This window comes from Mucilaginibacter sp. P19 (assembly GCF_050632265.1).
Classification (GTDB): domain Bacteria; phylum Bacteroidota; class Bacteroidia; order Sphingobacteriales; family Sphingobacteriaceae; genus Mucilaginibacter; species Mucilaginibacter gossypii.
Genome location: NZ_CP192586.1, coordinates 4,813,994 through 4,837,007 on the forward strand (window position 1 = coordinate 4,813,994; position 23,014 = coordinate 4,837,007).

The 23,014-nt window shown below is 41.4% G+C and carries 24 protein-coding genes; 7 read left to right on the forward strand and 17 right to left on the reverse strand.

Annotated elements, in window-relative coordinates; translation table 11 throughout:
- Positions 1–62: 62 nt before the first annotated feature.
- Both ACQ86K_RS23315 and ACQ86K_RS23320 read right to left on the reverse strand, forming a co-directional pair.
- On the reverse strand, positions 63–1,928 hold the full coding sequence (locus ACQ86K_RS23315) for a M1 family metallopeptidase (protein ID WP_091170252.1): 1,866 nt from the start codon (positions 1,926–1,928) through the stop codon (positions 63–65).
- A gap of 275 nt (positions 1,929–2,203) precedes the next feature.
- Positions 2,204–2,710: a DUF892 family protein gene (locus ACQ86K_RS23320; RefSeq protein WP_091170257.1), complete on the reverse strand. Its 507-nt coding sequence runs from the start codon at positions 2,708–2,710 to the stop codon at positions 2,204–2,206.
- Positions 2,711–2,947: 237 nt separating this feature from the next.
- On the opposite strand from ACQ86K_RS23320, the gene ACQ86K_RS23325 reads away from it, so the two are divergent.
- Positions 2,948–3,817 carry a Smr/MutS family protein gene (locus ACQ86K_RS23325; protein WP_431198891.1) on the forward strand — a complete coding sequence of 290 codons (870 nt, stop codon included), beginning with the start codon at positions 2,948–2,950 and terminating at the stop codon, positions 3,815–3,817.
- Between the two features lie 64 nt (positions 3,818–3,881).
- Here the strand turns inward: ACQ86K_RS23325 and ACQ86K_RS23330 are convergent, their stop codons facing one another.
- Complete coding sequence (locus tag ACQ86K_RS23330; protein WP_431198892.1) at positions 3,882–5,237, reverse strand: alpha-L-fucosidase; 1,356 nt, start codon at positions 5,235–5,237, stop codon at positions 3,882–3,884.
- On the reverse strand, positions 5,185–6,030 hold the full coding sequence (locus ACQ86K_RS23335; RefSeq protein WP_431198893.1) for an alpha-L-fucosidase: 846 nt from the start codon (positions 6,028–6,030) through the stop codon (positions 5,185–5,187). Before ACQ86K_RS23335 ends, ACQ86K_RS23330 begins: the two co-directional genes overlap by 53 nt.
- A 292-nt stretch (positions 6,031–6,322) precedes the next feature.
- Between ACQ86K_RS23335 and ACQ86K_RS23340 the strand changes: the two genes are divergently transcribed.
- On the forward strand, positions 6,323–6,550 hold the full coding sequence (locus tag ACQ86K_RS23340; protein ID WP_091170268.1) for a hypothetical protein: 228 nt from the start codon (positions 6,323–6,325) through the stop codon (positions 6,548–6,550).
- Positions 6,551–6,904: 354 nt separating this feature from the next.
- On the opposite strand, the gene ACQ86K_RS23345 is transcribed toward ACQ86K_RS23340, so the two are convergent.
- From ACQ86K_RS23345 to ACQ86K_RS23355, 3 genes are all read right to left on the reverse strand, one after another.
- A complete protein-coding gene (locus tag ACQ86K_RS23345; RefSeq protein ID WP_431198894.1) occupies positions 6,905–7,084 on the reverse strand; it encodes a hypothetical protein in 180 nt (59 codons plus the stop codon).
- Complete coding sequence (locus tag ACQ86K_RS23350; RefSeq protein WP_431198895.1) at positions 7,081–7,701, reverse strand: hypothetical protein; 621 nt, start codon at positions 7,699–7,701, stop codon at positions 7,081–7,083. Before ACQ86K_RS23350 ends, ACQ86K_RS23345 begins: the two co-directional genes overlap by 4 nt.
- 134 nt (positions 7,702–7,835) lie before the next feature.
- Entirely contained in the window at positions 7,836–8,462 is a 627-nt protein-coding gene (locus ACQ86K_RS23355) for a MarR family winged helix-turn-helix transcriptional regulator (protein ID WP_091170277.1), read from the reverse strand.
- Positions 8,463–8,592: 130 nt separating this feature from the next.
- Here ACQ86K_RS23355 and ACQ86K_RS23360 point away from each other — a divergent pair, with 130 nt between their 5' ends.
- From ACQ86K_RS23360 to ACQ86K_RS23370, 3 genes are all read left to right on the forward strand, one after another.
- A complete protein-coding gene (locus ACQ86K_RS23360; protein WP_431198896.1) occupies positions 8,593–8,937 on the forward strand; it encodes a hypothetical protein in 345 nt (114 codons plus the stop codon).
- Between the two features lie 140 nt (positions 8,938–9,077).
- The gene (locus ACQ86K_RS23365) at positions 9,078–9,245 is read left to right on the forward strand and encodes an NAD(P)H-binding protein (RefSeq protein WP_431198897.1); all 168 of its coding nucleotides are present in this window, start codon (positions 9,078–9,080) and stop codon (positions 9,243–9,245) included.
- An 11-nt stretch (positions 9,246–9,256) separates the two neighbouring features.
- Complete coding sequence (locus ACQ86K_RS23370; protein ID WP_431198898.1) at positions 9,257–9,748, forward strand: NAD(P)-dependent oxidoreductase; 492 nt, start codon at positions 9,257–9,259, stop codon at positions 9,746–9,748.
- A 136-nt stretch (positions 9,749–9,884) separates the two neighbouring features.
- Here the strand turns inward: ACQ86K_RS23370 and ACQ86K_RS23375 are convergent, their stop codons facing one another.
- The 5 genes from ACQ86K_RS23375 to ACQ86K_RS23395 are packed head-to-tail and all read right to left on the reverse strand — an operon-like array spanning position 9,885 to position 14,069.
- A complete protein-coding gene (locus tag ACQ86K_RS23375) occupies positions 9,885–11,255 on the reverse strand; it encodes a hypothetical protein (RefSeq protein ID WP_091170289.1) in 1,371 nt (456 codons plus the stop codon).
- 57 nt (positions 11,256–11,312) lie between these two features.
- Positions 11,313–11,612, reverse strand: coding sequence for a hypothetical protein (locus tag ACQ86K_RS23380; protein ID WP_431198899.1), 300 nt, complete (start codon positions 11,610–11,612; stop codon positions 11,313–11,315).
- Between the two features lie 50 nt (positions 11,613–11,662).
- Positions 11,663–12,763 (reverse strand): TonB-dependent receptor plug domain-containing protein, encoded by a 1,101-nt coding sequence (locus tag ACQ86K_RS23385; RefSeq protein ID WP_431200918.1) that lies wholly within the window; start codon positions 12,761–12,763, stop codon positions 11,663–11,665.
- Positions 12,664–12,948: a hypothetical protein gene (locus ACQ86K_RS23390; RefSeq protein ID WP_431198900.1), complete on the reverse strand. Its 285-nt coding sequence runs from the start codon at positions 12,946–12,948 to the stop codon at positions 12,664–12,666. Before ACQ86K_RS23390 ends, ACQ86K_RS23385 begins: the two co-directional genes overlap by 100 nt.
- Positions 12,942–14,069: a carboxypeptidase-like regulatory domain-containing protein gene (locus ACQ86K_RS23395; RefSeq protein ID WP_431198901.1), complete on the reverse strand. Its 1,128-nt coding sequence runs from the start codon at positions 14,067–14,069 to the stop codon at positions 12,942–12,944. Before ACQ86K_RS23395 ends, ACQ86K_RS23390 begins: the two co-directional genes overlap by 7 nt.
- A gap of 250 nt (positions 14,070–14,319) precedes the next feature.
- On the opposite strand from ACQ86K_RS23395, the gene ACQ86K_RS23400 reads away from it, so the two are divergent.
- Both ACQ86K_RS23400 and ACQ86K_RS23405 read left to right on the forward strand, forming a co-directional pair.
- Positions 14,320–14,667, forward strand: a complete 348-nt coding sequence (locus tag ACQ86K_RS23400) for an ArsR/SmtB family transcription factor (RefSeq protein WP_090533366.1) — start codon at positions 14,320–14,322, stop codon at positions 14,665–14,667.
- A 24-nt stretch (positions 14,668–14,691) separates the two neighbouring features.
- Entirely contained in the window at positions 14,692–15,396 is a 705-nt protein-coding gene (locus ACQ86K_RS23405) for a helix-turn-helix domain-containing protein (RefSeq protein ID WP_091170298.1), read from the forward strand.
- Positions 15,397–15,551: 155 nt separating this feature from the next.
- Here the strand turns inward: ACQ86K_RS23405 and ACQ86K_RS23410 are convergent, their stop codons facing one another.
- The 5 genes from ACQ86K_RS23410 to ACQ86K_RS23430 form a co-directional block, all read right to left on the reverse strand.
- The gene (locus ACQ86K_RS23410) at positions 15,552–16,322 is read right to left on the reverse strand and encodes a vanadium-dependent haloperoxidase (protein ID WP_431198902.1); all 771 of its coding nucleotides are present in this window, start codon (positions 16,320–16,322) and stop codon (positions 15,552–15,554) included.
- Complete coding sequence (locus tag ACQ86K_RS23415) at positions 16,274–16,891, reverse strand: hypothetical protein (protein WP_431198903.1); 618 nt, start codon at positions 16,889–16,891, stop codon at positions 16,274–16,276. Before ACQ86K_RS23415 ends, ACQ86K_RS23410 begins: the two co-directional genes overlap by 49 nt.
- Before the next feature lie 250 nt (positions 16,892–17,141).
- Positions 17,142–18,872, reverse strand: coding sequence for a GMC oxidoreductase (locus tag ACQ86K_RS23420; RefSeq protein WP_091170306.1), 1,731 nt, complete (start codon positions 18,870–18,872; stop codon positions 17,142–17,144).
- Positions 18,873–19,071: 199 nt separating this feature from the next.
- Positions 19,072–20,289, reverse strand: coding sequence for an FG-GAP repeat domain-containing protein (locus ACQ86K_RS23425; protein WP_431198904.1), 1,218 nt, complete (start codon positions 20,287–20,289; stop codon positions 19,072–19,074).
- The gene (locus ACQ86K_RS23430) at positions 20,202–23,012 is read right to left on the reverse strand and encodes a CRTAC1 family protein (RefSeq protein ID WP_431198905.1); all 2,811 of its coding nucleotides are present in this window, start codon (positions 23,010–23,012) and stop codon (positions 20,202–20,204) included. Before ACQ86K_RS23430 ends, ACQ86K_RS23425 begins: the two co-directional genes overlap by 88 nt.
- Positions 23,013–23,014 lie beyond the last annotated feature (2 nt).

The window sequence follows — 23,014 nt, forward strand, 5'->3', positions numbered from 1 at the left end:
CTATTATAAAATAATAAAACCCTGCCAGTTAGCAGGGTTTTATTATTTTATAAGCTTTTCTATTATCTATTCCATGAATTGTTACTTTCATCGGCATCCATAAATATGCCGCCGTCTAAAGTAACTGATTTAATGGTCTTAGTGGTTTTGATATCTATTGCAATTTGCTTTTGATTTTTTTCCCAAACCACGGGGGTTTGATGAATGCTCTCGCCGGAACCATCAGCATAAGTAATTTTTACATCAAACGGAATTACAAAACCGCCCACGTTTTTAATTGCTACTGTATAACCACCGGCTGCTTTGGTTACGCCTTTTACCGACAGATCAATATAGTAATTAGTAAAGAACCAGTTATTGAAAAACCAATCGAGGTTTTTACCTGTAATATTACTCATAGAGTTAAAATAGTCCCATGGTATTGGGTGTTTGCCATGCCAGCGGTCCATATATCCATGCAGGGCTTTTTTGAATAGTTGATCGCCCAGCATGTCTTTCAGCGCTAAATAACTTAATGATGGCTTACCATATGAGTTATTACCGTACCCACCCCGCAATTCGCTCGATGGTGTAATAACCGGCTGATCTTCGGCGGTTGAAGCATCATGGATCCATCTGTCAACACGGAAATTTTTGTACAATGCTTCAGCTTTTTCTTTGCCAACTTCTGATGTTCCTATCAACAGTTCAAAAGTTGTTGCCCAGCCCTCGTCCATAAATGCATAACGGCTTTCATTAATACCCATGTAAAAAGGAAAATAGGTATGCGCTATTTCATGATCCTGCACAAATTGCGAAAAGCGTACATCATTGGTATGGCTATCGTTAACCATCATAGGGTATTCCATATCTGCAAAGCCCTGAAACGATGTCATCTTGGGGAACGGATATGGCACGCCCGGCCAGTTGTGGGACAACCAGCTTAATGAATTACGGCCGTTTTGTACCGCATGGTGAAAATCTTCCGAGCTATCTAAAAAAGCTGCCTGCATACTGGCGCGGCGGTTTGTTGCGTCATCAACCACAACGCTGGCCGCATCCCATACATAATGATCACTGATGCCTACAGCCATATCGCTGATATCGTTAGCGGTCCAGGTCCAGGTATTCATCTCCTTTTGAGCCGTTACTTTATGGGCGGCAAGCTCAGCAGCCGATGCAATATTGATAGTTGAATCACTGGTGAATGAAGCCTTCAATCGTTTTGCATATTCAGGCTGAAGCACCTCTTCAGGGTTTTGCAGGGTACCGGTAGCCCAAACTACGTAGTTTTTAGGCGCGGTAACGTGCAGGGTATAGTCGTTAAAGTCGTTGTAAAATTCCTGAGCATCTAAAAAAGGTAGCCTGTCCCAGCCATTGTAATCGTCATAAACCGACACCCGCGGATAAAAATAAGCCAGGTAGCAGGTAGTCGAATCGATCATTCCTTCGCGGCCGCTTTCTTTCGAAACTTCAAAATGCCAGCCAATATCAAGCTTAACAGAATCATGAGGCATCAACGGCTTACTTAAACCAACCATTTGATTTGTTGAACCTGATGCAACTTTTTTTGCTTCGCCATTAATTGAAAAGCTATCAAACTGAATGCCCGGTGTAAGATAGTCAGCCCCTGCATCGCCAAAACGGGCGGCACCCGGTTTATGAATGTTCAGGATAAGCTTCATGTTAAGCCTTTTTAAAGTATCCGGACTATTATTAACATAAGTGATCTGTTCTGTGCCTTTCACAGTACGATTTTGAGGCACAGCCGTAATACTGATATTATAACGACCATAATTTTGCCAGTACTTTTTGCCGGGGCGGCCATCAGCCGAGCGCGTTTCGTTTTTGAATGCTTTTTGTATATCGCGGGGCATATACAAGGTTTGGGCCTTAACCTGTATAAATGCAATGCAGGTTAATGCAGATAAAATGAAGGGTTTGGTCATATGTCTTAAATTTCTTTGCCAATTTAAATTAATTGGACTAAATAACGATATGCAGGAAACATTAATCGGAAAATTTAAAACAAAAAATCGCTTGATAAATCGCTATATCAGAGCTTATTTTGTAACAAAGCTGTCACAAAGATTATTTACAAATAAATATTTTGCGGTATCGGATATATTTTTTTACTTTGTTATCAGTTATTTTAATAGGGGTATTAAATAACTAACATTTAAGCCATCTGCGCTATGCGGATGGCTTTCTTTTTTATAGATACTTAATCTGCAATTATATATTCTTTGCTAATAAGCGTAAACAGCTCATCGTTGTCAATTGATTCATCTTTACATTCGGTAAGTAATTGTTGAGCTTCAGTATAATTAAGCTGTTGGGCCACCATTATTAACATATGGCACGATGTAATATTAATATGCTCAAGTAACTGCAGATACAACATAATATCCATATCCAGCAATACAGGTATAGTTTGCTCTTCATCCAGGCAAAACTCATCCTTAACAATGGACTTTATAGGGTTGCAGTTCTTGTCTGACGGAATTTCATTAATCAGGGTATACACCTTCTTCATCCGTTCTATCTGCTTTTTAATATCGTCCCAAAACTCCTGTATAGCCTGCTGCAATGCAGTAAACGAAGCGAGACTTTTCAAATGTGCAAGATGTTTATCAAGGTAACATTTACCAAAATAAATACGGTTAAGATTGTGGACAAATACCTGTTTTAACAAATCGTTATCCAGTGTTTTAGGGGTATTGTTGCTCATGGTATGAAGTTAAAAGTATATAGTTAGGGTTTATATATTTCTTAAAAGCTGTTTCACGCAATTGCTTATCAAACTTACCTTAAAAATAACTAAGTTTTATTACCCGGACAGATGTGCCGGGATAAATTAACTTTGCATTACAATAACATAATGCTATGAAATATAAATTAGGCAATTTTGTTCGATTTGTTGATGAAAAAATGGAAGGTTTTGTAACGCGCATCATCGACGAGACAGATGATAGGTGTTACCGGCGATGACGATTTTGAGATTCCGGTACTTGCCAGCAAAGTAACTTACGTTCATGGTTACCAACCTGCAGGGGCGACAAAAAGCAACAATACAACGGATGAAAAGCTCGTAACACCAGGTGAATTTGTTAAAAAAGGCGTTTATATAGGTGTGGTTACTGATACCAGGGCAAGTTCTGTCGTACATTTTCATTTAATCAATGAAACTTCGTTTCAGCTGCTCGCTACTTTAACAACGGATAAGCAACAGGTATTTAAAGGCGAATTTGCAGGGATTATTGCGCCAAAATCAACCGAAAATATCTACTCCGCCCAACTGGCCGATCTGCAGGTTTGGCCAAAATTTATTTTCGGCGTTTTATTCAGCACCAAACAAAATGTTGAACCACCGGCACCGTTGGCTGTACATGAAAAGTTTAAGGCCAAGGATTTCTCAACCACTAAAAAGAACATTCCATTACTTAACCAGGCCGGCTGGCTCATCAGGCTCGACGAGCCTGAACTGGTTATTGATGCTCAAAAACTGAAGGAAAGCTTTTTTGAAAGCCCTACCGAAAAAATAGTGATTGAAAAGCCGGTTAGCGAAGTTGACCTGCATATAGAAAAGCTGCGTGACGATTATCAGTTTTTAAGCAGCGCTGAAATTATGGAGATTCAGCTGGCCCATTTTCACAAAGCGCTGGATGCAGCTATTGTTCATCAACTACCTGATATTACTTTTATACACGGTGCTGGCAATGGCACGCTGCGTAATGAACTGCACAAACAATTGGGCAGGCATAAAAAAGTACAAACCTTTATGGATGCCCGTAAAGAAAAATTTGGTTACGGCGCTACCAAGGTGTTGTTGAAGTAACAATTTACAACAGCATCAGCCACCTTACGAGGTTTGAAACCTTGGCAAGGCGGCTTTTATTTTCTTACTTTTTCGTAAACACAATTTCAAGATTAGGCAACTTTAAAGTTTGATTCGGCGATGCGGGATCATGTAACTTTAAACTCACCGGGTAAAGTTCATTTGCTTCAAGCGTTAAAGGTTCGAGATCTTTAATATAGATATTTTGTGGAATACTATGTGTGAGCGCAAAAGGGATGTTCTTTTTAAAGTTGTTGAACACTTTTATTAGTAACTGGTTATTGCCGGGTATCAAATCCAAACCGATGACATGACTTACAGAGGCAGCCTTACCCGGATTATTATTGATGAGCAGTTGCCTCCCATTAAGCAAAACAATTATGCCATCGCCGCTGGTAATCTTAACCTGCGCGTAAATTAAATCCTTGCCTGCGTTGATGTTTTGCAAAATGTAGTAAGCATTATCCATGCCTGCGGGCAAATCAATCAGCTGCCCGTTTTTATAATCGTCTATAGACCGCCATGGTTTATCGGTGTCTTTGGTAAAAGGTTTTGAGATATCGATTTTATCCGCGCGGCCATTTAAACCTCCTAAGCCTGCGGAGTATGGGCCGGTTATATATAATGGACCCCATTTTATTTTAGCCGTATCAGGTTTATACTTCATCTTCCTATCGCTGTCGAGCTCGAGCGTGGTGGTTACATTGTTTACAGTTAGGTCAACAATACTGCCTTTTTCTTCGTCGGTATATTGTATAGCAGGCTGGTATTTACCTTTGTGTTTAGGCTTAATTGTCCAGCTTTGCTTTACCGTACTTTGATAATTGCTGTTATAATCAATGCCCGATGAACTATAATAATTATAAGCGTTGTGCTCATCCAGTTTCATGTGGTCATAAATGCTGCTCAGGATATGAACAGGTTGCACTTTGTAACCTTCGGCAATGCCAACCGCTATAACTTTTATTTGGTTTTCACTGTCAAAACCTGCGGGTAAGGTTATCACAGCGGCATCAATTGCCTGTTTAAAGCTAAGCGATTGTTGTTCGCCCAAAACAGAAACATTACTGATCCTGCCTTCCAGGCCGGGTAAAGAGATCAGGCCATCAGCGGGTACCGAGGTTACAAAAAGATAAAGCTTATTGGGTTTAGCAGTTATATTACCCCATTTAAAGGGGGTAAAAAATGGATCGGCAGTTGTGCCATAAACAGCTTCGCCATTTTTATAGAGCCAGGTGCCTATCTTCAATAAAACATCCTTTTCAAAACCAACTACTGAGCCATCGCCTTTGGGACCGATATTAAGCAGGTAATTACCTCCCCTGCTAATCACGCGGATCAGGCTTTCCAATTTCTCTTTATACTTTTCATCCTCGCTTCCGCGTTTTTGCCATGATCGGTAGCCCCAGGTTCTCGTCAAAAAATGAAGCAGGCGACTGCCAGGGCACTCCAATGGAATAATCGGGATACTGATTATCACCCATTACGGCAAAATCGCCCTGATCATTACCCAAACGGCTGCTTACCATACAATCAGGCTGCAAGCGGTGCACCAATTGATAAAGTTCTTTACTTTGTTCAGGGCTTTGCGACCCCATATCAAACCAAAGTTCGGATATAGTGCCATAGTTTGATAGTAACTCGGTTACCTGCTTCTTGTTATATTCATGATGCTCGGGTGTTATATAATCAGAATTATGACTTGATATGGGTGACGCCTGCGGATAATGCCAGTCTATCAGCGAAAAATACAAACCGAACCTTAAACCCTGCCTTTTACAGGCTTCGGCCATTTCCTTTACCACATCACGGTTAAATGGAGTAGCATCAACCACATTAAAATCGGTAGTTGCAGTTTTAAACATGCAAAACCCATCGTGATGTTTTGAAGTTAGTACAACAGAGCGCATTCCAGCCGCTTTAGCCAGCAGGGCAATACTATCAGCATTCCAATTTACCGGGTTAAAGTTTTTGGCCAGGTTGGCGTAAGTATCACTGTAAATACCAGCATGGGCCTGAATTTGCTCACTTAAGCCGCGGGTAACCGGCTTCCCATCCCAAACACCACCCCAAACTGAATAAATGCCACCGAAATGGATAAACATGGAAAACTTTTGATCTTGCCATTGCTTTATCGAAGAAGATGACGGTTGTGCAGATACAAAATGAATACAAAATAATAACGACAACAGTGGGCTTATGATTTTTTTCATGAGGAGGAATTCAATATCTCAAAGTGTAAAAAAGTTGTTAATAAACAAAAACCTCACAACTTGAAATTGCGTGTTGTAAACTAACGATTGCACAATTATGCACACAAAACAACTCAACTTACACTTTTGCTAATAAACATGTTACATAATTGTAAAATCTGCTTCACAAATTGCATTTTTTTAATAAAAATATTATTTGCATCTTTGTAGCAACACAGCCCAACCCTAATTCATAATGAAAAAAATTCTCTTGCTCAGCAGCAAGGGTTCATTTAACCTTTAAAAAAACGTAATGTCCGAATCTATTCAAATTCAACCCAATATCCATTGTGAGCCTTGCAAAGAATGTGGTGCACGTCCCGTAATTGATCAAACCCGTAAAGGTTTTATAGTTACCTGCCCAACAAATAAAAAACATTATGCAACTGCTCCCGGTATGGTAAATATTGACGAATGGAACAGGTTTAACCAAAAATCGCCTGTGCTTACAGGCACACAATATAAAAGCAAAGCCTCATAAAAACTATTCCATAAAGTAATAGTTTCAGTTTTGGGTATTTAACCAATAAAAGCCTGCTTATGAGGATACAATGGGTTTAATTGTATTCATGTTATGCATATTGTAGATACTGAAAATGAACCTTCAAAAAAAGGCACAGCTATACATTTTGTCCACAGTGCCAAACTAATACCGGCCAAAGGATTCACAGGCCGGCATTGTTAAAGCTATTGACATTTTGGCTGCCGGTTAAAAGGTATTTTTGCTATAGCTGCAACAAAAAATACCTGGTAATTGAAAGGTAACGAAACCGGTCAGTAACAATACACGTTCTATTGTTCAAAACACAGTATCGCTTAATAATACAAGACCATTTCACTTTGCAAAAAGCAGGGCCGTTTGCCTGCTACCCGATTTGAGATACTCAGCGTAGCTTTTTTTAATATAACTGATCATATCATAATCGTTCATCTTTTTCACTTTTTTAATTTCGGGGTGATATTGGTTCATAAAATTTTGCAGCGAATCGCCTTTAAGATTAGTTATTGAACTCACCTTTTCCGGCGAAAAAACCGGTCCACATATTCATCTTCTTCATCCTTCAGCAAAATCTTTTGCAACTTTGATTGCGGAGCTTTGTTCTTATTCAACATATCGATCACCGACAGCAAGTTGATGCTCAAGATAGTTGCTGTACTTTTATCCGCATTTATGTGATTGCTGGGCTTACCAAAATCAAGATCAGCCGGACGTGCTATAAACGCATCTTTTATGGTTGAGCCACGATAGGCAAAAACAGAGGCAAACTCCCTCCTGTTACGTAATGAATCGGCCCTGGCATTACGCCTGGCCCTGATTTTTACCTCACTTAAAACAGTTGCCGCGGGCTCAATGTAACATCTTAAGGTATCAAATTTTAAAAAACTGACTATAAGCTTAAAAGGCTTGTAACCTATGCTGGTGATCCTTAAAGTGTCACCGGGCTTTACGTTGGCTAACAAAAATTTCCCTTCGACATTACTTATGCTTTTTGATGCCGGTGTATTGATAAAAGCATTTGCCACCGGCAAATAGGTAGTTTTATCAATAACGATACCTTTAACACGCTGGGCAAACAGATTTATTGACAAGAGCATCAATATTACTGTTGAGGTAAGTTTCAATGTTTTCATGACGGGTTCAGTTAACAGGTGAGCAGGTTAACTAAATATACGCATAAATTATTAACCTTTACGCTTTTAACAAATATTAACACTTGCCGCATTACGGTCACAAAACTTTTCTTTCCGTTAAAAAAGCCAATAAACTACTTTATCATAGCTTCAAAAATTTCATCAAAACTTTTGCTTTTAAATTTTTGGAAGGTTCCGTCAAACTTTTCGCTAACGGGGTTAAGCAGTTGAAAACAAAGCTGTTTATCTTCCTCGCTCAATGCGCTGGTCATCATTCGCGCAACTTCAACTACACGTACTTTGGCTTTTCCAAGAGTTTCCTCTCCAAGGGCTGTTAATTTTAAACGCTTAATACGTTTATCATCAATATCTTCATACTCGGTTATCAGTTCGCGTTTTTTTAGCCTGTTAAGCATATTGGTACCACTTGATAGTTCGATTATATTATTATAAATAGCCTCAGATTTTATTGGGTTAACCTGGTTAAAAATAGTAGCCAATATACCGAACTCCTCTATCTGATCAAGCCCTGTACCTTCAAGCGCTTTGTTTGAATATACCATATGGTACTTCCCTATCCGTCTTATCAAAATCATGAGCTTGCCGTTAATTCCCGGCCTTAACTGCCAGTCGGGCGTTGCTTTCTTCTCATCTGCTGCCTTGGCCATTAGCTGATGCCGGAAGAAATCATCCAAATTACAACCGGGATTTTTCTCCTCATAATCGCCCCAAAGCTTAACCAATTCAACTGTTTTATTCACGTGTTATTTCCTTTTGGTATCAAATCTAAAAAAAACGTCTCCAATATTTGCTATTTACTTTCTTTTGGTATAATATTGTATTATTTTACTACCATATGGTATATTTTATAAATTTAATCAATCATAACAAATGAATACCTCACTCTTTTTACCAGCACTATTAATACTACACTTAACAGGGCTAACGATAATGGCGGGCACCACCATTGTTGATTTTACAGTATTTAAAACCTTTTGGAAGCATTTTGATGATAATACAGAAAAATCAAAAGGTATACTGGCAGGTACATCTAAGTCATCAACACTGATTGGAATAGGTGCCGCCCTGCTGGTTATAACAGGCATTGGCATGATGGCCTTAACCCATGGCGTATTTGGCGAACAGCTATGGTTTAGAATAAAAATAGGAATTGTTTTGGTTCTAATGCTAAACGGGATATTTTTGGAAGGAAGCAAGGCGAAGAGTTACGAATGATTATGAATAACGACAAAGCTTACTTAGCAGAACGGGTTGACCAAATTAAGGTGAACCTTAATATCTTTTTTACAGTACAGCTGATATTGTTTTTCAGCATAGTTTTTTTAAGCATTTTCAAATTTAGTTAATCGCAAAAAATGGAAATGCAACAAAACATCCCTATTTATAAGTTAGTAATTGTAGGCGCAAACGGCGGCATTGGCAGGCAGTGCGTTGAACAGGCCCTTCAGGCCGGGCACCTGGTTACCGCAATATTACGAAACCCGGCCAAATTAGCAATCGAGCACCCCAATCTAAAAAAGTAAGCGGTGATGTTATGCAACCCGGCGCATTTGAAAATAATTTTGAAAACCAGGATGCTGTAATTTCGGCAATAGGCGTAGCCGGTGGCGTCGGATCAGATAAACCCACGGCTTTGTATTCGCAAGGCAATGCCAATATTTTAAAAGCGATGGAACAAAAAGGCATAAAACGCATGTTCCTGATCTCGGCCAGTGCAATTGAAATAAGCCCCGTACTCCCATTTTATATCAGGCTTGTTGAAAAATATGTAGTTCAAAAACTGCTGAAACATATGTATACCGATTTGCTCAAAATGGAGGTGGTGATAAAAAGCAGTAACATTAGCTGGACTATCATTAGACCACCGCAGCTTACAAATCAGGCTGTTACCGGCACATATCGCATAGCTATTAATGCATTTCTTAAAAACTGCCTGAAAATATCAAGGGCTGATGTTGCGCACTTTATCATCAATAACATTGCTAACCGGGATATTTACCAGGCAACAGTTGAAATTGGATATTAACACTAAAATTCCGCCAATGAAGCGGGACATTTTTAACTACTGTTAACTTAGCGATCCAATCAAAGCTGACTATCTCATATAATAAAAAAAGACCTTTCCATTACTGAAAAGGTCTTTTTTGTTAGTACGCTGCGGATTATTTTCCGTAAACTATCCAGGAAGCTTTTGACCAGTCATTAGCTGGATCGATCGCACCTATATAGTTGGTTTTATCAAAGAACGAATCGGATAAGGAGCCATCAAACTTGCCCGCAACAATTGCCGGTGAACCTGCTTTAGGCAATAAGTTTGGAGCAGCGTTGTTAAACGGATCGGTCAACATAATATCTGCTGCAGCAGTGAATGATTTTGTGCCATCACGGCCTTCAACTAATGTTTTTAAACCTGCTGCGTCCAGTAAACCAGCTGTAGCCAATTTGTCAACTTTATAAGGTGATGTTACCGCCTGCAGCAAGCTGTTTTTTAAACCGCTTGTTCCGGCGATATAATACTGAGCGGTTGGGTCATTATCCAGGTCTAAGCCCGCTTTTTGACCTCCCATTACGATGGCATTAGCCAAAATAAATTTTGCACCTCTTCTCCAGCGCATACCATAGCCGTAATCCGCAGATACTCCTGTGGCGTTATTAGGCCCTATAGCCGTAAAGTTTGACAACAAAGGGAATGTGTTAGGAGTTAATAAATAACCTTTAGCATCTGTTGTGTTATCCACTTCAAAATTGTTGGAGATATCACCGCTGGTACCTTTATTATCAGTAAATGCCGGATCTTTAACAGAGATCGCGTATTGGATCTTACCATGGTATCCATCATCAAAATCAAAGTCATCATCGGCATTGTTATAGGCAACCAGGTATTTAGCATTAAATGAACCGCCGAAAAACTCGTAAGCATCGTCAAGGCCGCGAAGCACTTCAATGTGATCTACTTTGGTACCGCTGCCAACAGTGTACATACTTAAGCCGTTTACTTCATCACCTGGATTAACCGCTTTACCGGCATATTCAATACGTACATATTGTAAAACACCTGAATTATCAGCGTCGTTTGTGCCGCCGAATGGCTGGTGCTCGGTATCTACGCCACCTTCAAGTACTGCGTGGTTGCCATTACCGGTAGCCGACCCAACGATCACAAGGCCACCGAGATTACCTGGTTTCGGATCAGCCTCCGCCGAGGTGAAAACAATTGGCTTATCAGCAGTTCCGGCGGCATTGATCTTACTTCCTTTATAAATAATGAGCACACCTGCTGAGTCTTTATTGCTCACAATTTTGGTTCCCGGATCGATGGTTAAAGTTGCATTATTATCCACATAAACGTAACCGCGAAGCCTGTAAGTAATATCGGCGGTCCAGTGCGTGTCTTTAGTAATCTTTCCCCTAACATCCATTTTGGTAACAGCAGGAGGATTAACCGGCGGATTTGTACCCGGGTCATTGTTTTTTGAGCAGGAAGCTAATCCTATCATGGCTAATGAGCCAAGTAAATACAACGTTTTTTTCATAATAATTGTTAATAATAATTGATAATAAATTGCAATGCCTTTTACTGTATAGCGTGATTATTTTTTGAAACTGAAATTATATTTGAACGAAAGGGTTGTTCCAAAACCCGAATAACGGCTTTGGATTATTTTATCCTCTTTAGCATTATATGCGGTACTCCCCGAGCTTCCGTAATTATTATACAATGCAAAAGGCTGCGCAAGCAGGTCGGATACGGTCAGTTTAAGCTCGGCACGCTTTTTAAATAAAGCCTTACTTAGCTGCATATCGATCACATTCCGCGGCTTCTCATAGATATCCACACCACCGGTAACGGCCCTGAAACGTAAACGCTCCCCTATCCTGTTATAAAGCACGTTGAAAGAAAAATCACTACCTTCTGGCGTATAATACAGGCCCGAGTTAATCAGGTAGGGTGACTGTCCCTGAAGGGGGTAGACGCGTTACGGCCATCAGCCAGCTTTACCTTGGCATTGATATAGGAAGCATTCACATAAAATGTTACATCATTCAAGAAACTTCCTTCAGCAATAAAATTCAGTTTCTTCCTCATCTCGGCTTCAAAACCGAAATCCTTGGCATTGAGCGCATTCTGATAAGTCAAAATATCGTTACCCTGATTAATCTGCTCGATCGGATTCTTAAATTTCTTGTAAAAAGCCGAAACCGAGATGATCTCCCCTCCTGACGGATAATATTCAAAGCGAAGGTCTGCGTTATCAATTATACTTCGCTGCAGGTCCGGGTTACCGCTGACGATAAAGTTAGTCTGGTAGTCAAAATAGCGAAAACTGGCAAGCTCTCTGAACTCCGGGCGGTTTACCGACCTGAAGTATGCCGCACGTAAATTCACCTTCTCCGATAAACTATAGGTCAGGTTACCCGAAGGCAGAACATCGGTATTATTATATTTCTGTTCGGTCTGGCCCAGCGGTTTAAGCGACTGCGCATACCGTTCAACACGTGCCCCCCAAACCAAACGGATTTTTTTGTTCAGCTTATTGTCCAGCATCACATAACCCGCGTCCTGATCGGCTTTTCCTTTGTAATCGGTGGAGCTAAGGTCCAGGCGCGACAGATCGATCCCGTTTTGAGCAATACTTTGAGGACTGAACACATTAAAGATCGTATAACCGCCGGTGAGCGGGATTGCTTTGTTTCCGAAGCCTATGGCGTCAGTGTATCCCAGCGCGTCAATGCTGAAATCACGGTCACGATGAGAAATAAGCCCACCAAATTTCAATTTCTGCGACTCATCAAGCCACTTGAACGGAACTGCCAGGTTTGCTTTCGCGCCGTAAATATTTTCATTTAATTTTGAATACACACGGCCAAGGTCATTAGGTTTGGGGCTGTTTTCGCTGGATAATGAGATATATTCGGGCTGGTTCAAAGGTGTATAGATGGTTACGATCCTTTGGTCGGGCTGGTTCCGGTATGATAAACCGTAGGAAGCATTCCAGTCAAAAATAATATTCTTTTTCCCAGCGTGTGCTGCCCTTCCAATGCGGAAGTATAAATGCCGTTTTGAGTTGTCTCCACAGAGTAGCCTTTGTAGCGCAGCGGGTCTGTTTGACCGGCCTCAAAATTCAGGGCATTGTTGGTTTGCTCGAAGTCAACAGAAAAGTCGTTATTGTAAAGGTTTCTCCAGGCAATTTTGTTTTTTCCGAATGTATAAGCGAAATTCAGCAAACCGCCAAGGCTTTTATAGTTGGTATAAGTATTACGGTCAAAGCTGTACAGGGAAGCTCTTTCGATGCGTCATTGAACCCGGTATAACCAATTCTGTCACCAAATGATGCACGGTGCCCATTGCTGTAGTTCAGACTGAAGTTATAACCCAGGCGATTGCCATTTGTATTGATTTTGGAATTGCCCGTGGAAAATTGAAAACCAATATTGGGAAGGCTCATTTGCCCTTCTTTGTAATAAAAAGTATTGGGAAATTGCTGCGCTATAGCGGTTTTTTCGGCACTTGTTGTCCCGGATGTATAGTCTTTTTTCACATTAGAATAAGCCGCAGGCAGCTTTCTTGAACCGTCATCGAATCCAAGAAAATCATATTTCCCGTTAGGCCTCGCATCAATAAAATTATTCTTAAGGGTAGTTTTGGAATTATAGCCAACGCTTATCGCCACTTCCAGGAACCTGCTGTCGGGAATATCTTTGGTAATAGTATTGATTGTACCACCCGCAAAATCACCGGGCAGATCTGGCGTCGCCGTTTTGTACACGATAATATTATCGACAAGACTTGAAGGAATGATGTCAAAAGCAAAAGCTTTTTTATCCGGTTCGGAACTTGGCAGCGTTGTCCCGTTCATCATATTGTTATTATACCTTTCGGATAAACCACGGATAACAACGAATTTACCCTCCTGCACGCTTGTTCCGCTGACGCGTTTCAAAACGTCACCAGTATTCCGGTCAGGGGATTTACGGATCATATCGGCAGATATACCATCACTTAATTGTATACTATTCTTCTGCCTTGCGTAAAGGGCGTTTACTGAAGCCTGGCGGTAAGTAGCTTTCACAACAACTTCATTAAGAGCTTGCGTTGAAGATTGGGTCAAAGCGACATCCAGCGAGGTTACTGCACCTGCCTGAACTTCCACATCAGAAACCGATTTGCTCTGGTAACCGATGTATTTAACAACGATACTGTATTTGCCCGGCTGAAGTCCACTCAATATATACCGGCCTTCCACATTGGTGGCAGCGCCCTTGCTGCCGCCCTGTAAGCCAACTGTCGCGCCTATGAGTGTTTCACCAGTCTTTTGGTCGATTACCCTACCGGCAATTTTACCCACTGACTGTGCAAATGAATTGGAGCTTATTAAAAAACTTAAAAGAATGAAAGAAAAGAGCCGAGTAAACTTTTGCATAATCTTAAATGACGCTCAAAATTATCGGCGATAAATTAAGCCAATGTTAACTTCATATTATCAAAAAGAATATATTGAATAATCGATATTATAGACAATCTTAAATAGATCAAGAAGCTTCCAACATTCAAAAAACAAACTCTATTTTAGCACGATCAAATAATTGTAAACAGCGATGGCACAAAAGAAAACAGAAGAGTTCAGTTATCCCGACCAGTTCATCTCAGATGTATCCATAGCACTGTCGCACCCCGGTAGGATCTCTATTATCCGTATCATTGCAAGGAAACCTGGGATTACCACAGGCGAGCTCGTTGAATTTCTACCGTTCGCACAATCTACAGTATCCCACCATTTGAAGGAGTTGATCAAAACCGAATTGATCTCGGTTAGCATCGATGGAAAAAGATCTTTGTATACATTAAATGAAAATATGTGGAGCAGATTCGCCAGACATTATGGTCGCCTCGTAGAAGAACTGGGCATACCGGATTCCCACGAAGCTGAACCGGAACAACATTAATTTATATTCTATAATATCGTATCTATGCCCGGTTCAAATATGGATATCAATAAAGCAGATCTGGAACTTTGCAACTTTGCCAGGTTGCTGGCGCTCCCAATCAGGGTATGTATCTTCAAAACGCTTATCGCTAATAACAACATACTGTCTCACGAGGCATTACTTTCTCTTCCTTTTAACCCAGGCCAATTAACGAAGCATATCACTGATCTTAAAAAAGCAGGCTTTGTAACCATCAGACGCGAGAATAGAAAGATCAGATATGAGCTTAAAACATCCGATATAAACCGCCCTGCCAGGCAGTTGGCGGATCTTTTCAAAATCATCGGCAGCTACGCACCTATTGAGCCACTAAACCCTAACACCGTCGCTTCCGGGAAAGAGAGCCTCCCACCTGCCGCTTTGAGTTTTGGTGGATTGATCAAAAAGTACAGGACAACATTAAAGTTTTCACAAGAATATTTATCCGCAGAACTTGGAATGAACCGGAGCGACTTAAGCAGAATAGAATCAGATAAAAAGGACTTTCCTCCGGGGAAGCTACAACTGCTGGCGCTGGCACTATCTGTTGAATGTGATGTATTAAAAAAGCAATTCTATAGTTTCAAAATTGTGGAAATGGTTGACAAAAGTGGGTTTGACGAGGCCGTATTAAAAAATGTCAGTAACGTGCTGCAGGCCGGTATTCCCGTCTCCGAACATTTCCCAACCAGGCGGGCTACCCGATAAATGCTGTTTATATTACATTCATATGTTATGTAGGAGATTTTCACGCCACTCTTGGTGATTATCCTTTTTAATGCAATGGCTGAGCATAATTCAGTATAACATTAATGTATATTAAAGGCAACAAGCGAAGATTGAATCGATCTTAAGATATAAACTCATTTCTCATGCAATTTAATCTTCATAAGTAACCTGTTTAATACCAGTTGCCCAACTTGCTTACCCTCTTCTGTTCCAACTATGCAGGAATTTTTAAAATGTATACCGCCATAAACGCGCGATATGCCCGCTTCCATTGCTGCTTCCCTAAAAGATCTAAAGCTACGGGGTGCTATTCCAAACTCAGTCTCTGATGTATCCCGATATGCAAAATTATCTCCGAATTGGTTGGTCAAAATCTCGGCTGCGGCGGCCGAGATTACAGCATGGCCGCTTACATATTCGGGGAATGAGGGCGTTTGAATATATGTTTTCCAGTCAGGGTCCAAATATTTGGTTATTACAGTCTCGGGGCGAACTAAATTATATTTATACTTAAAATACCAGCAGTTGATAAATGCATCGAATAAAGCAATCGATGTTTCAGCATATGCACAAACTGTGCTGCTAAAATCTGCCTTGCACGTTTCTGAGGCTATCCCCGCGATATTCATCCAATGCCCGCCTGGTGAGAACTTCTTAGTTCCGAAGGTGGCATGTCCCACAACGTTTAACTTAAAGGCATTATCATCCCAAAAATCAGCGATGTGTTTTTGCTCTTTGGTAAGATTTGTACCAACAGACTTTACATCTAATACGTCCTTATAAAACTGGCTATTTATGTCCTTCATATCAAATAAAGGAGGTGGTGGTGGCGCCACCTGCGAAGCTGAATCGAGTATTAAAGGCCTAATCTCTCCCCAATGCGGTTCCAATGCTTGTGAATACATAGGTGGTGTAGGTACCCAACGCCCTTCTTTTTTGTAACCGTGTATTTGTTAGCGGATCGAGTTTGTGCATAATGATCCGTTTTGCTCCATTTCATAATGTGCTTTGCAACTACATCTGAATAGTTCACCGAATGCTCAAATACATCAGACGGCATTCCGCCATCTTTTGCTTCCTTTTTTAATGCATCGACATATTCGTCCATACTCCCCTCAGGAAATGTAACCGCATTCCCTACATAGCAAAAGGCAAGCAAGGATGCAAACGGGTAATCAATTTCAACACCCGGAGCAGGTTTTGGTGTAGCGGTTAAATGCCTGATTTGACCTGCCAACGACCGGAATTTTTTAGGGTCTTGGGCGGATATTACCTCGTATGCGGCAATGTTAGCATACGCATAGTTACGGGAAGCAATGACCGGCGGAAAATTATTTTCAAGTATAATGTCATTTAACTTTTTTTCCGTAATACGGTACAATTCCGGATTATCAGTTATCCTTTGATAATCAGCTTTTTGGCAGGAACTAAGCAAAATGATAATCCCTGAAAGCCAAAGTAAAAAACGATTCATAAAAATTTATTAATTGTGACGCAGCATAGCTACTATATGAAAAGGTGCTTTTTATTTGATAATATCTAAAAATGATAGCGACATTTAAATCTACTGCCCATGATAATGAGTCGGAACTATTATCCCGGTATCTTCGGGCTTTGAAATTTGCTGCGTTTTGCGATAAAACAGATGCTTACCAATATTGCTGTATTGTATTAATTATATTCTCGTCTGATTAATTATTAAAATTAAAGCTTAAATATATCGCTTATAAATTGCCTTTTTTTAACTCATCCACAGCATAGTGAGCCGCGCGTGCGGTCAGCGCCATATAAGTGAGCGATGGGTTTTGACACGCGCTTGAAGTCATGCAGGCCCCATCAGTTACAAACACATTTTGCGCGTCCCAAACCTGGTTGTGCGCGTTGAGTACCGATGTTTTTGGATCTTTACCCATACGTGCACTCCCCATCTCGTGAATGCCCTGACCAATTGCATAATTTTTATCCCAGGTTGTGATATTCTTTACCCCGGCCGCTTCATACATGGCCACCAATTCTTTAATAATATCCTTACGCATACTTAGCTCATTCTCTTTCAAACCCGCATCCATTGAAAGTACAGGCAACCCCCACTTATCTTTCACATCTTTATTAAGCGTTATTTTATTATCGTGATAGGGCAAAATTTCACCAAAACCGGTTGCTCCGATATGCCATGCACCAGGTTCTGTAAGCGCATCTTTAAAATCAGCACCTATATTCATTTCCGCAACATCCCGGCTCCAGCCGTCCCTGCTGGCGCTTCCCTGGTAACCATAGCCGCGCAGAAAGTCCCTTTTATCACCAAACAAGTTAACAAAACGGGGAATATAAAAACCATTCGCTCTGCGGCCAAAATAGTATTTGTCTTCGAAGCCTTCTATTGTTCCTTGTGCACCGAGCATATAATGATGATCCATAATATTATGTCCTAATTCGCCGCTGCTACTGCCCAATCCGCCTTGCCATACATCTGTTGCGGTATTCATCAAAACCCATGCACTGTTCAGTGCAGAAGCATTCAGGAATACAATTTTTGAATAAAATTCATAGGTTTTATTCGTTTCGCCATCCAGCACCTCAACACCCGTCGCTTTGCTGGTGTCTTTATCGTACAAAATTTTGGTTACGATTGACCATGGCCTGACGGTAAGGTTACCCGTTGCCATTGCTGCGGGCAGCGTTGAAGATTGTGTACTGAAATAACCGCCAAATGGGCAGCCCTCCCAGCACCGGTTTCTAAACTGACACTGCGTCCTTGCCTGGATAGGCGCGGTAAGATTGGCCACGCGGCCTATAAACATGTGGCGCTGCCCCTTGTAAAAAGCTTTTATTCTTGATGCCACATCTTTTTCCACACAATTTAGTTGCATAGGCGGCAAGTAGTGCCCATCGGGTAAATGGGGCAAGCCCTCCGTCGATCCACTTATTCCGGCAAATTTTTCTACATAGTCATACCATGGCGCCAGTTCTTTATAACGAATAGGCCAATCAACAGCAATACCATCTTTTGCATTGGCTTCAAAATCAAAATCGCTCCACCGGTAGCTTTGCCGCCCCCATAAAGTAGACCTTCCGCCTAACTGATACGAACGCCACCACGTAAACGGTTTAACTTCTACATAAGGACAATCCTTTTCATTTACCCATGATTTCATCAGGGGTTCCTGGGCCGCGGTCCCATACATGGCCCAATCCCGGGATATAACAGGGTTATCTGTTTTCTGCTGTAAGGTAGCATTGCCCCGGTGTTCAAATTCCCATGGATCTTTTGTAGCGGTAACATAATCCTTTATATGCTCATAATTACGACCGCGTTCAAGCATTAATACTTTCAGACCTTTTTCGGTTAATTCCTTTGCAGCCCATCCACCGCTAATCCCCGAGCCTATTACAATAGCATCGTAGGTGTTTTGAATTTTAGCTTTGGTATTTACGTTCAATGAATCTATTGGCATGTGACTATATTTAGATTTTTGGTATTCGGTTAAATTATAGTTCGGCAATTTCTATTTTTCAGTAATAAATTTCTGCTCCTTCGGATTGTATAATTATCCGCCCATCATTCAACGATGGTGATTCAGTTGTATTTTACTACCACCCTATTTACAATGCAGGTAATTTTATTTTATCACTATTCCCTATACTGTATTCCATTTACTCCTTTTTATCCGGAGCATTTACCAGTACCTCTGTTTTATCATTATTTTTAGCTACGATCAGCAGCTTGTTGTTTCCGGCTTTAATCTCTTTCATATCACGTACCGCCCCTTTTATTACGATGCCGCTTACCTGCGGTTTAACTGCCGTAAAGCTACCTTTCCCATCTCCTTTAAGCAGCAACCCATAGCTGGCATCGTAGATCCCTGCTTCCGGTTTTGACTGGTAAAAGTTGCCTCCCAGCACAATGTCCTTTTTTCCATCCCCGTCATAGTCTTTCACCACCAGCCCAAAAACCGTCGAAAACTGCGCCTCCACCGGCAATGGCTTCATCAGGAACTTACCGTTCCGCTTATTCAGCAGCACACTGCTCCGCATTTCGCAGGCATCCAGCTTAACCATCTTTTGTAACAGCTCCCTGCCAAATATATCTTCCATCCTTTGTTCCTTGTACTGGGCGTACCGCAGGTATTTCTTCTTCAGGTAGGGAAGTTCGCCTACCAGGTCATGCCTCAATGCCATCGGGTATTGTTTGTCGCCGTTATAGGTGCATACTATATCTTCTATGCTGCCCGTGCCGCTAAAGTCCCCTACATACATACTTACAGGCTTCGCTCGGGTTGCCTTAAACCTGGAGTTTAGCCCATGATTGCCGGCTACTATATCCGGGTAACCATCGCCGTCTATGTCCGCAATCTCCAGGCGGTTCCACCACCCATTACTCCACTCCAGGCCCGCTTCGCGCGTTACTTCCTTTAAACGCCCACCTTCATTATGGAATATCCGGATCGGCATATACTCCCCGCAGGCCACCAGGTCTGGTTTTCCGTCACGGTCATAATCAAACCATTTGGCATCGGTAACCATACCCAATTCCGTTAAGCCCGGGGCCCTCTCGTCGGTTACATCTGTAAAATAGCCTTTGCCATTGTTCTGCAGGAGATAACCCTTACACGGGTAGCCATATTCACCCGGCTTTAAACGCACTCCAACAAACAGGTCCTGGTCCCAGTCCCCGTCAACATCTGCGGCCGTTACGCAGGAGCTGCTCTCAAACTGAAATGACGGCAGCACCTGTTGCGATTTGCTGAAATTACCCTTCCCATTATTGATATATAGCCGGTCGATCAGATCCGTCGAGTTAGCCGAGAACTCGTTGCCTCCGCTGCATACATACAGGTCCTGGTCCCCGTCGCCATCCACGTCGAAAAACAAACAGTCTGTATCTTCACTGGCCTTATCCTGCTCAAACAGCTTTTCGTTGCTCCGTTTAAAACGCCCCCCGGCGTTTGGATATATAATGCGCCTGGCTGGTCCTTGGCCCCGCAGATATAGAAGTCTTCCAAACCATCGCCGTTGACATCGCCTTTACCTATCCGCGGGCCATCCGCCGAGTGCATCTGGAAGATCAGCTTTTCCCTGTCAAAATCTATAAAGTCATTTTCCTTGTGCACAAAGTCTATCCCATGGTTATCTGTACTCTGCTCAAACACCGGCTTTGAACCGGCTACCCCCCGCACTGCTTTCCCGGGCAATCCCGATTCAGCCTCTTTTACCGTGATTGTCTGGTTCGGTTTTATTCCTTTTAATACTTTCTGCTTACCGCAAGGCCATTTTACCACTATCGAATCGATCTCCTTTATTTTACCTAACCCGAAATTCAACCGGGTGTCTACGCTCGATTCAAATCCCCGCGACGGAACCTGCTCCTGGTAGTTTAAGGTATGATTATAGTATAACGTTACCTGTGCCCCTACGCCAAAGCGGTTCTTCCCCTCGCCCTGCAATACCACTTTCAAATATTTATTCGCCGGCTCCAGCTTCCTGCTGTTGTTTCGGTAGATAAAGGCCGGCATATTTACATTGTTCACCACCAGGTCCAGCGCCCCATCGTTATTTAAATCACCATATGCCGAACCATTCGAAAAACCCGGGTCACCAAGACCCCATTCGGTTGCCTTATTGGTAAATGTCAGGTCCCCATTGTTTCGGTAGGCATAGTTAGGCACAGCCTCCGAGGGCATGCTATCTATCAGCTTCTTGTAATTTATGCCTTTATTTGTCCAAACACTCCCCATCACGTTCCGATCGGATAAACGTTGAATATAGTCCTGGTTTGTTAAGTCCTTATAAATACCGTTAGCGATAAAAACATCTTTGAATCCATCATTGTCAAGGTCAGTGATCAACGCTCCCCAGCTCCAATCGGTTGCATGAACACCTGCAAGCCGGCCTATCTCGCTAAAGGTTCCGTTGCCATTGTTCAACTGGAGCGTGTTCCTGGTAAACTGGTGATAATAATCATATCTTAAATCAAGCTGGTATTTATCCCAGTTTTCAAAAGTGGTATTTGTTTTAAGCCTTGATTCTGATGCCGGAAGCATATCCGTCACAAAAATATCAGGATGTGCATCGTTGTTGATATCGGCCAGGTCGGCACCCATTGATGCATTACTAATGCTTTTCATCTGATCCTCAAGCGATTCTTTAAACGTACCGTTGTGATTATTAATATATAGGTAATCACGTTCAAAAAAATCGTTGGAAACATAGATGTCGTCCCAGCCATCCCCATTTACATCTCCCACACTTACCCCCAAACCAAAACCAATTACACTACCATAAATACCGGCCTGTTCACTCACATCGGTAAAATGGCCACCATCATTCCTGAATAATTTTTGCCCTCCCAATAAATCTCTTTTATTCCGTTCATTATTCTGAATATTAAAGCTGCCGATTGCCTTAAAAGAATTGCTTAACATAAAGAGGTCCAGGTCTCCGTCATGATCATAATCAAAGAAAACAGCATGGGTTGAGTATCCATTTACACCAATTCCATATTCCTTTGCCCGTTCGGTAAAAGTGAGATTACCGTTGTTAATGTATAGTTCATTCTGTTTATGATCGCCTTTAACATCGCCACTATTGCAAACATAAATATCCAACAGTCCATCACCGTTAACATCTGCCATAGTAACACCGGTAGACCATCTGCCGAGCTTGGCAATTCCGGCTTTTCCGGTTATGTCTTCAAACTGAAAATTGCCTTTGTTTAAATATAGATGACTGGGCACCATGTTGCCCACCAAAAAAAGATCCGGCAATCCGTCATTATTGATATCCCCTATTGCTACACCGCCACCGTTATAAAAATTACGATAAGTAAAAATATTGAAATTAGCATCATACGATAATTGGTTAACAAAATCGATATGCGTTTCATTGGAATTTAAAAGTTCAAAAAGCTTATTGCCACCCCCGCTTTGCTTTTTTTGGCAACTGGTTAAAGCCAATAAAAAGAACACAAAACAGTACCTGATGCTAAAAACATCATGAATAGTTTTTTCTGTCAAAAAAGTAAAATTCACCTTATTTTTTTCATCTGTCAATAAATCAGTGTAATCTACTTTTACGTGGGCGTCATCATATTTCCCGATGATAATTCGCCGGTTACCATCTACCTGCACAAAAATCGTCCCTTTAGCCGGGTCCGTTATAAGGATAAAGTCCTTTTCCTTATACCATTTTTTCAGCATATTTAATACATCCAACTGCAGGCTATCAGCAAACATTTGTTTATTCCAAGGGGCGAAAGCATCGTAACTAAAACTCACTCTCATTTTGCTAATCTTACCTTGCCGAAAATCAGGGTAGAAATTCATGGAAGCCGGATATTTCAATTCCTTATTTAGTTTATATAAAACTGTTGTATTACCGGGGCCTGCAAAAAAGATCCCTTTTTTATTCATTTCCCAACAGTGGGTGTAAAACTCTTTTGAGGTCATCCCTAATTTTATTCCCTGAAACAGGCTATCTCTTCTCACTCCCCGCGAAAGTTCACTCGCTACTGCGTTTTCATACTTTCTGTCGTCTGAATTACAAGAAAATACAGAAATGAGACATACAACAACCAGGATCCCTTTAAAATATCTCATAG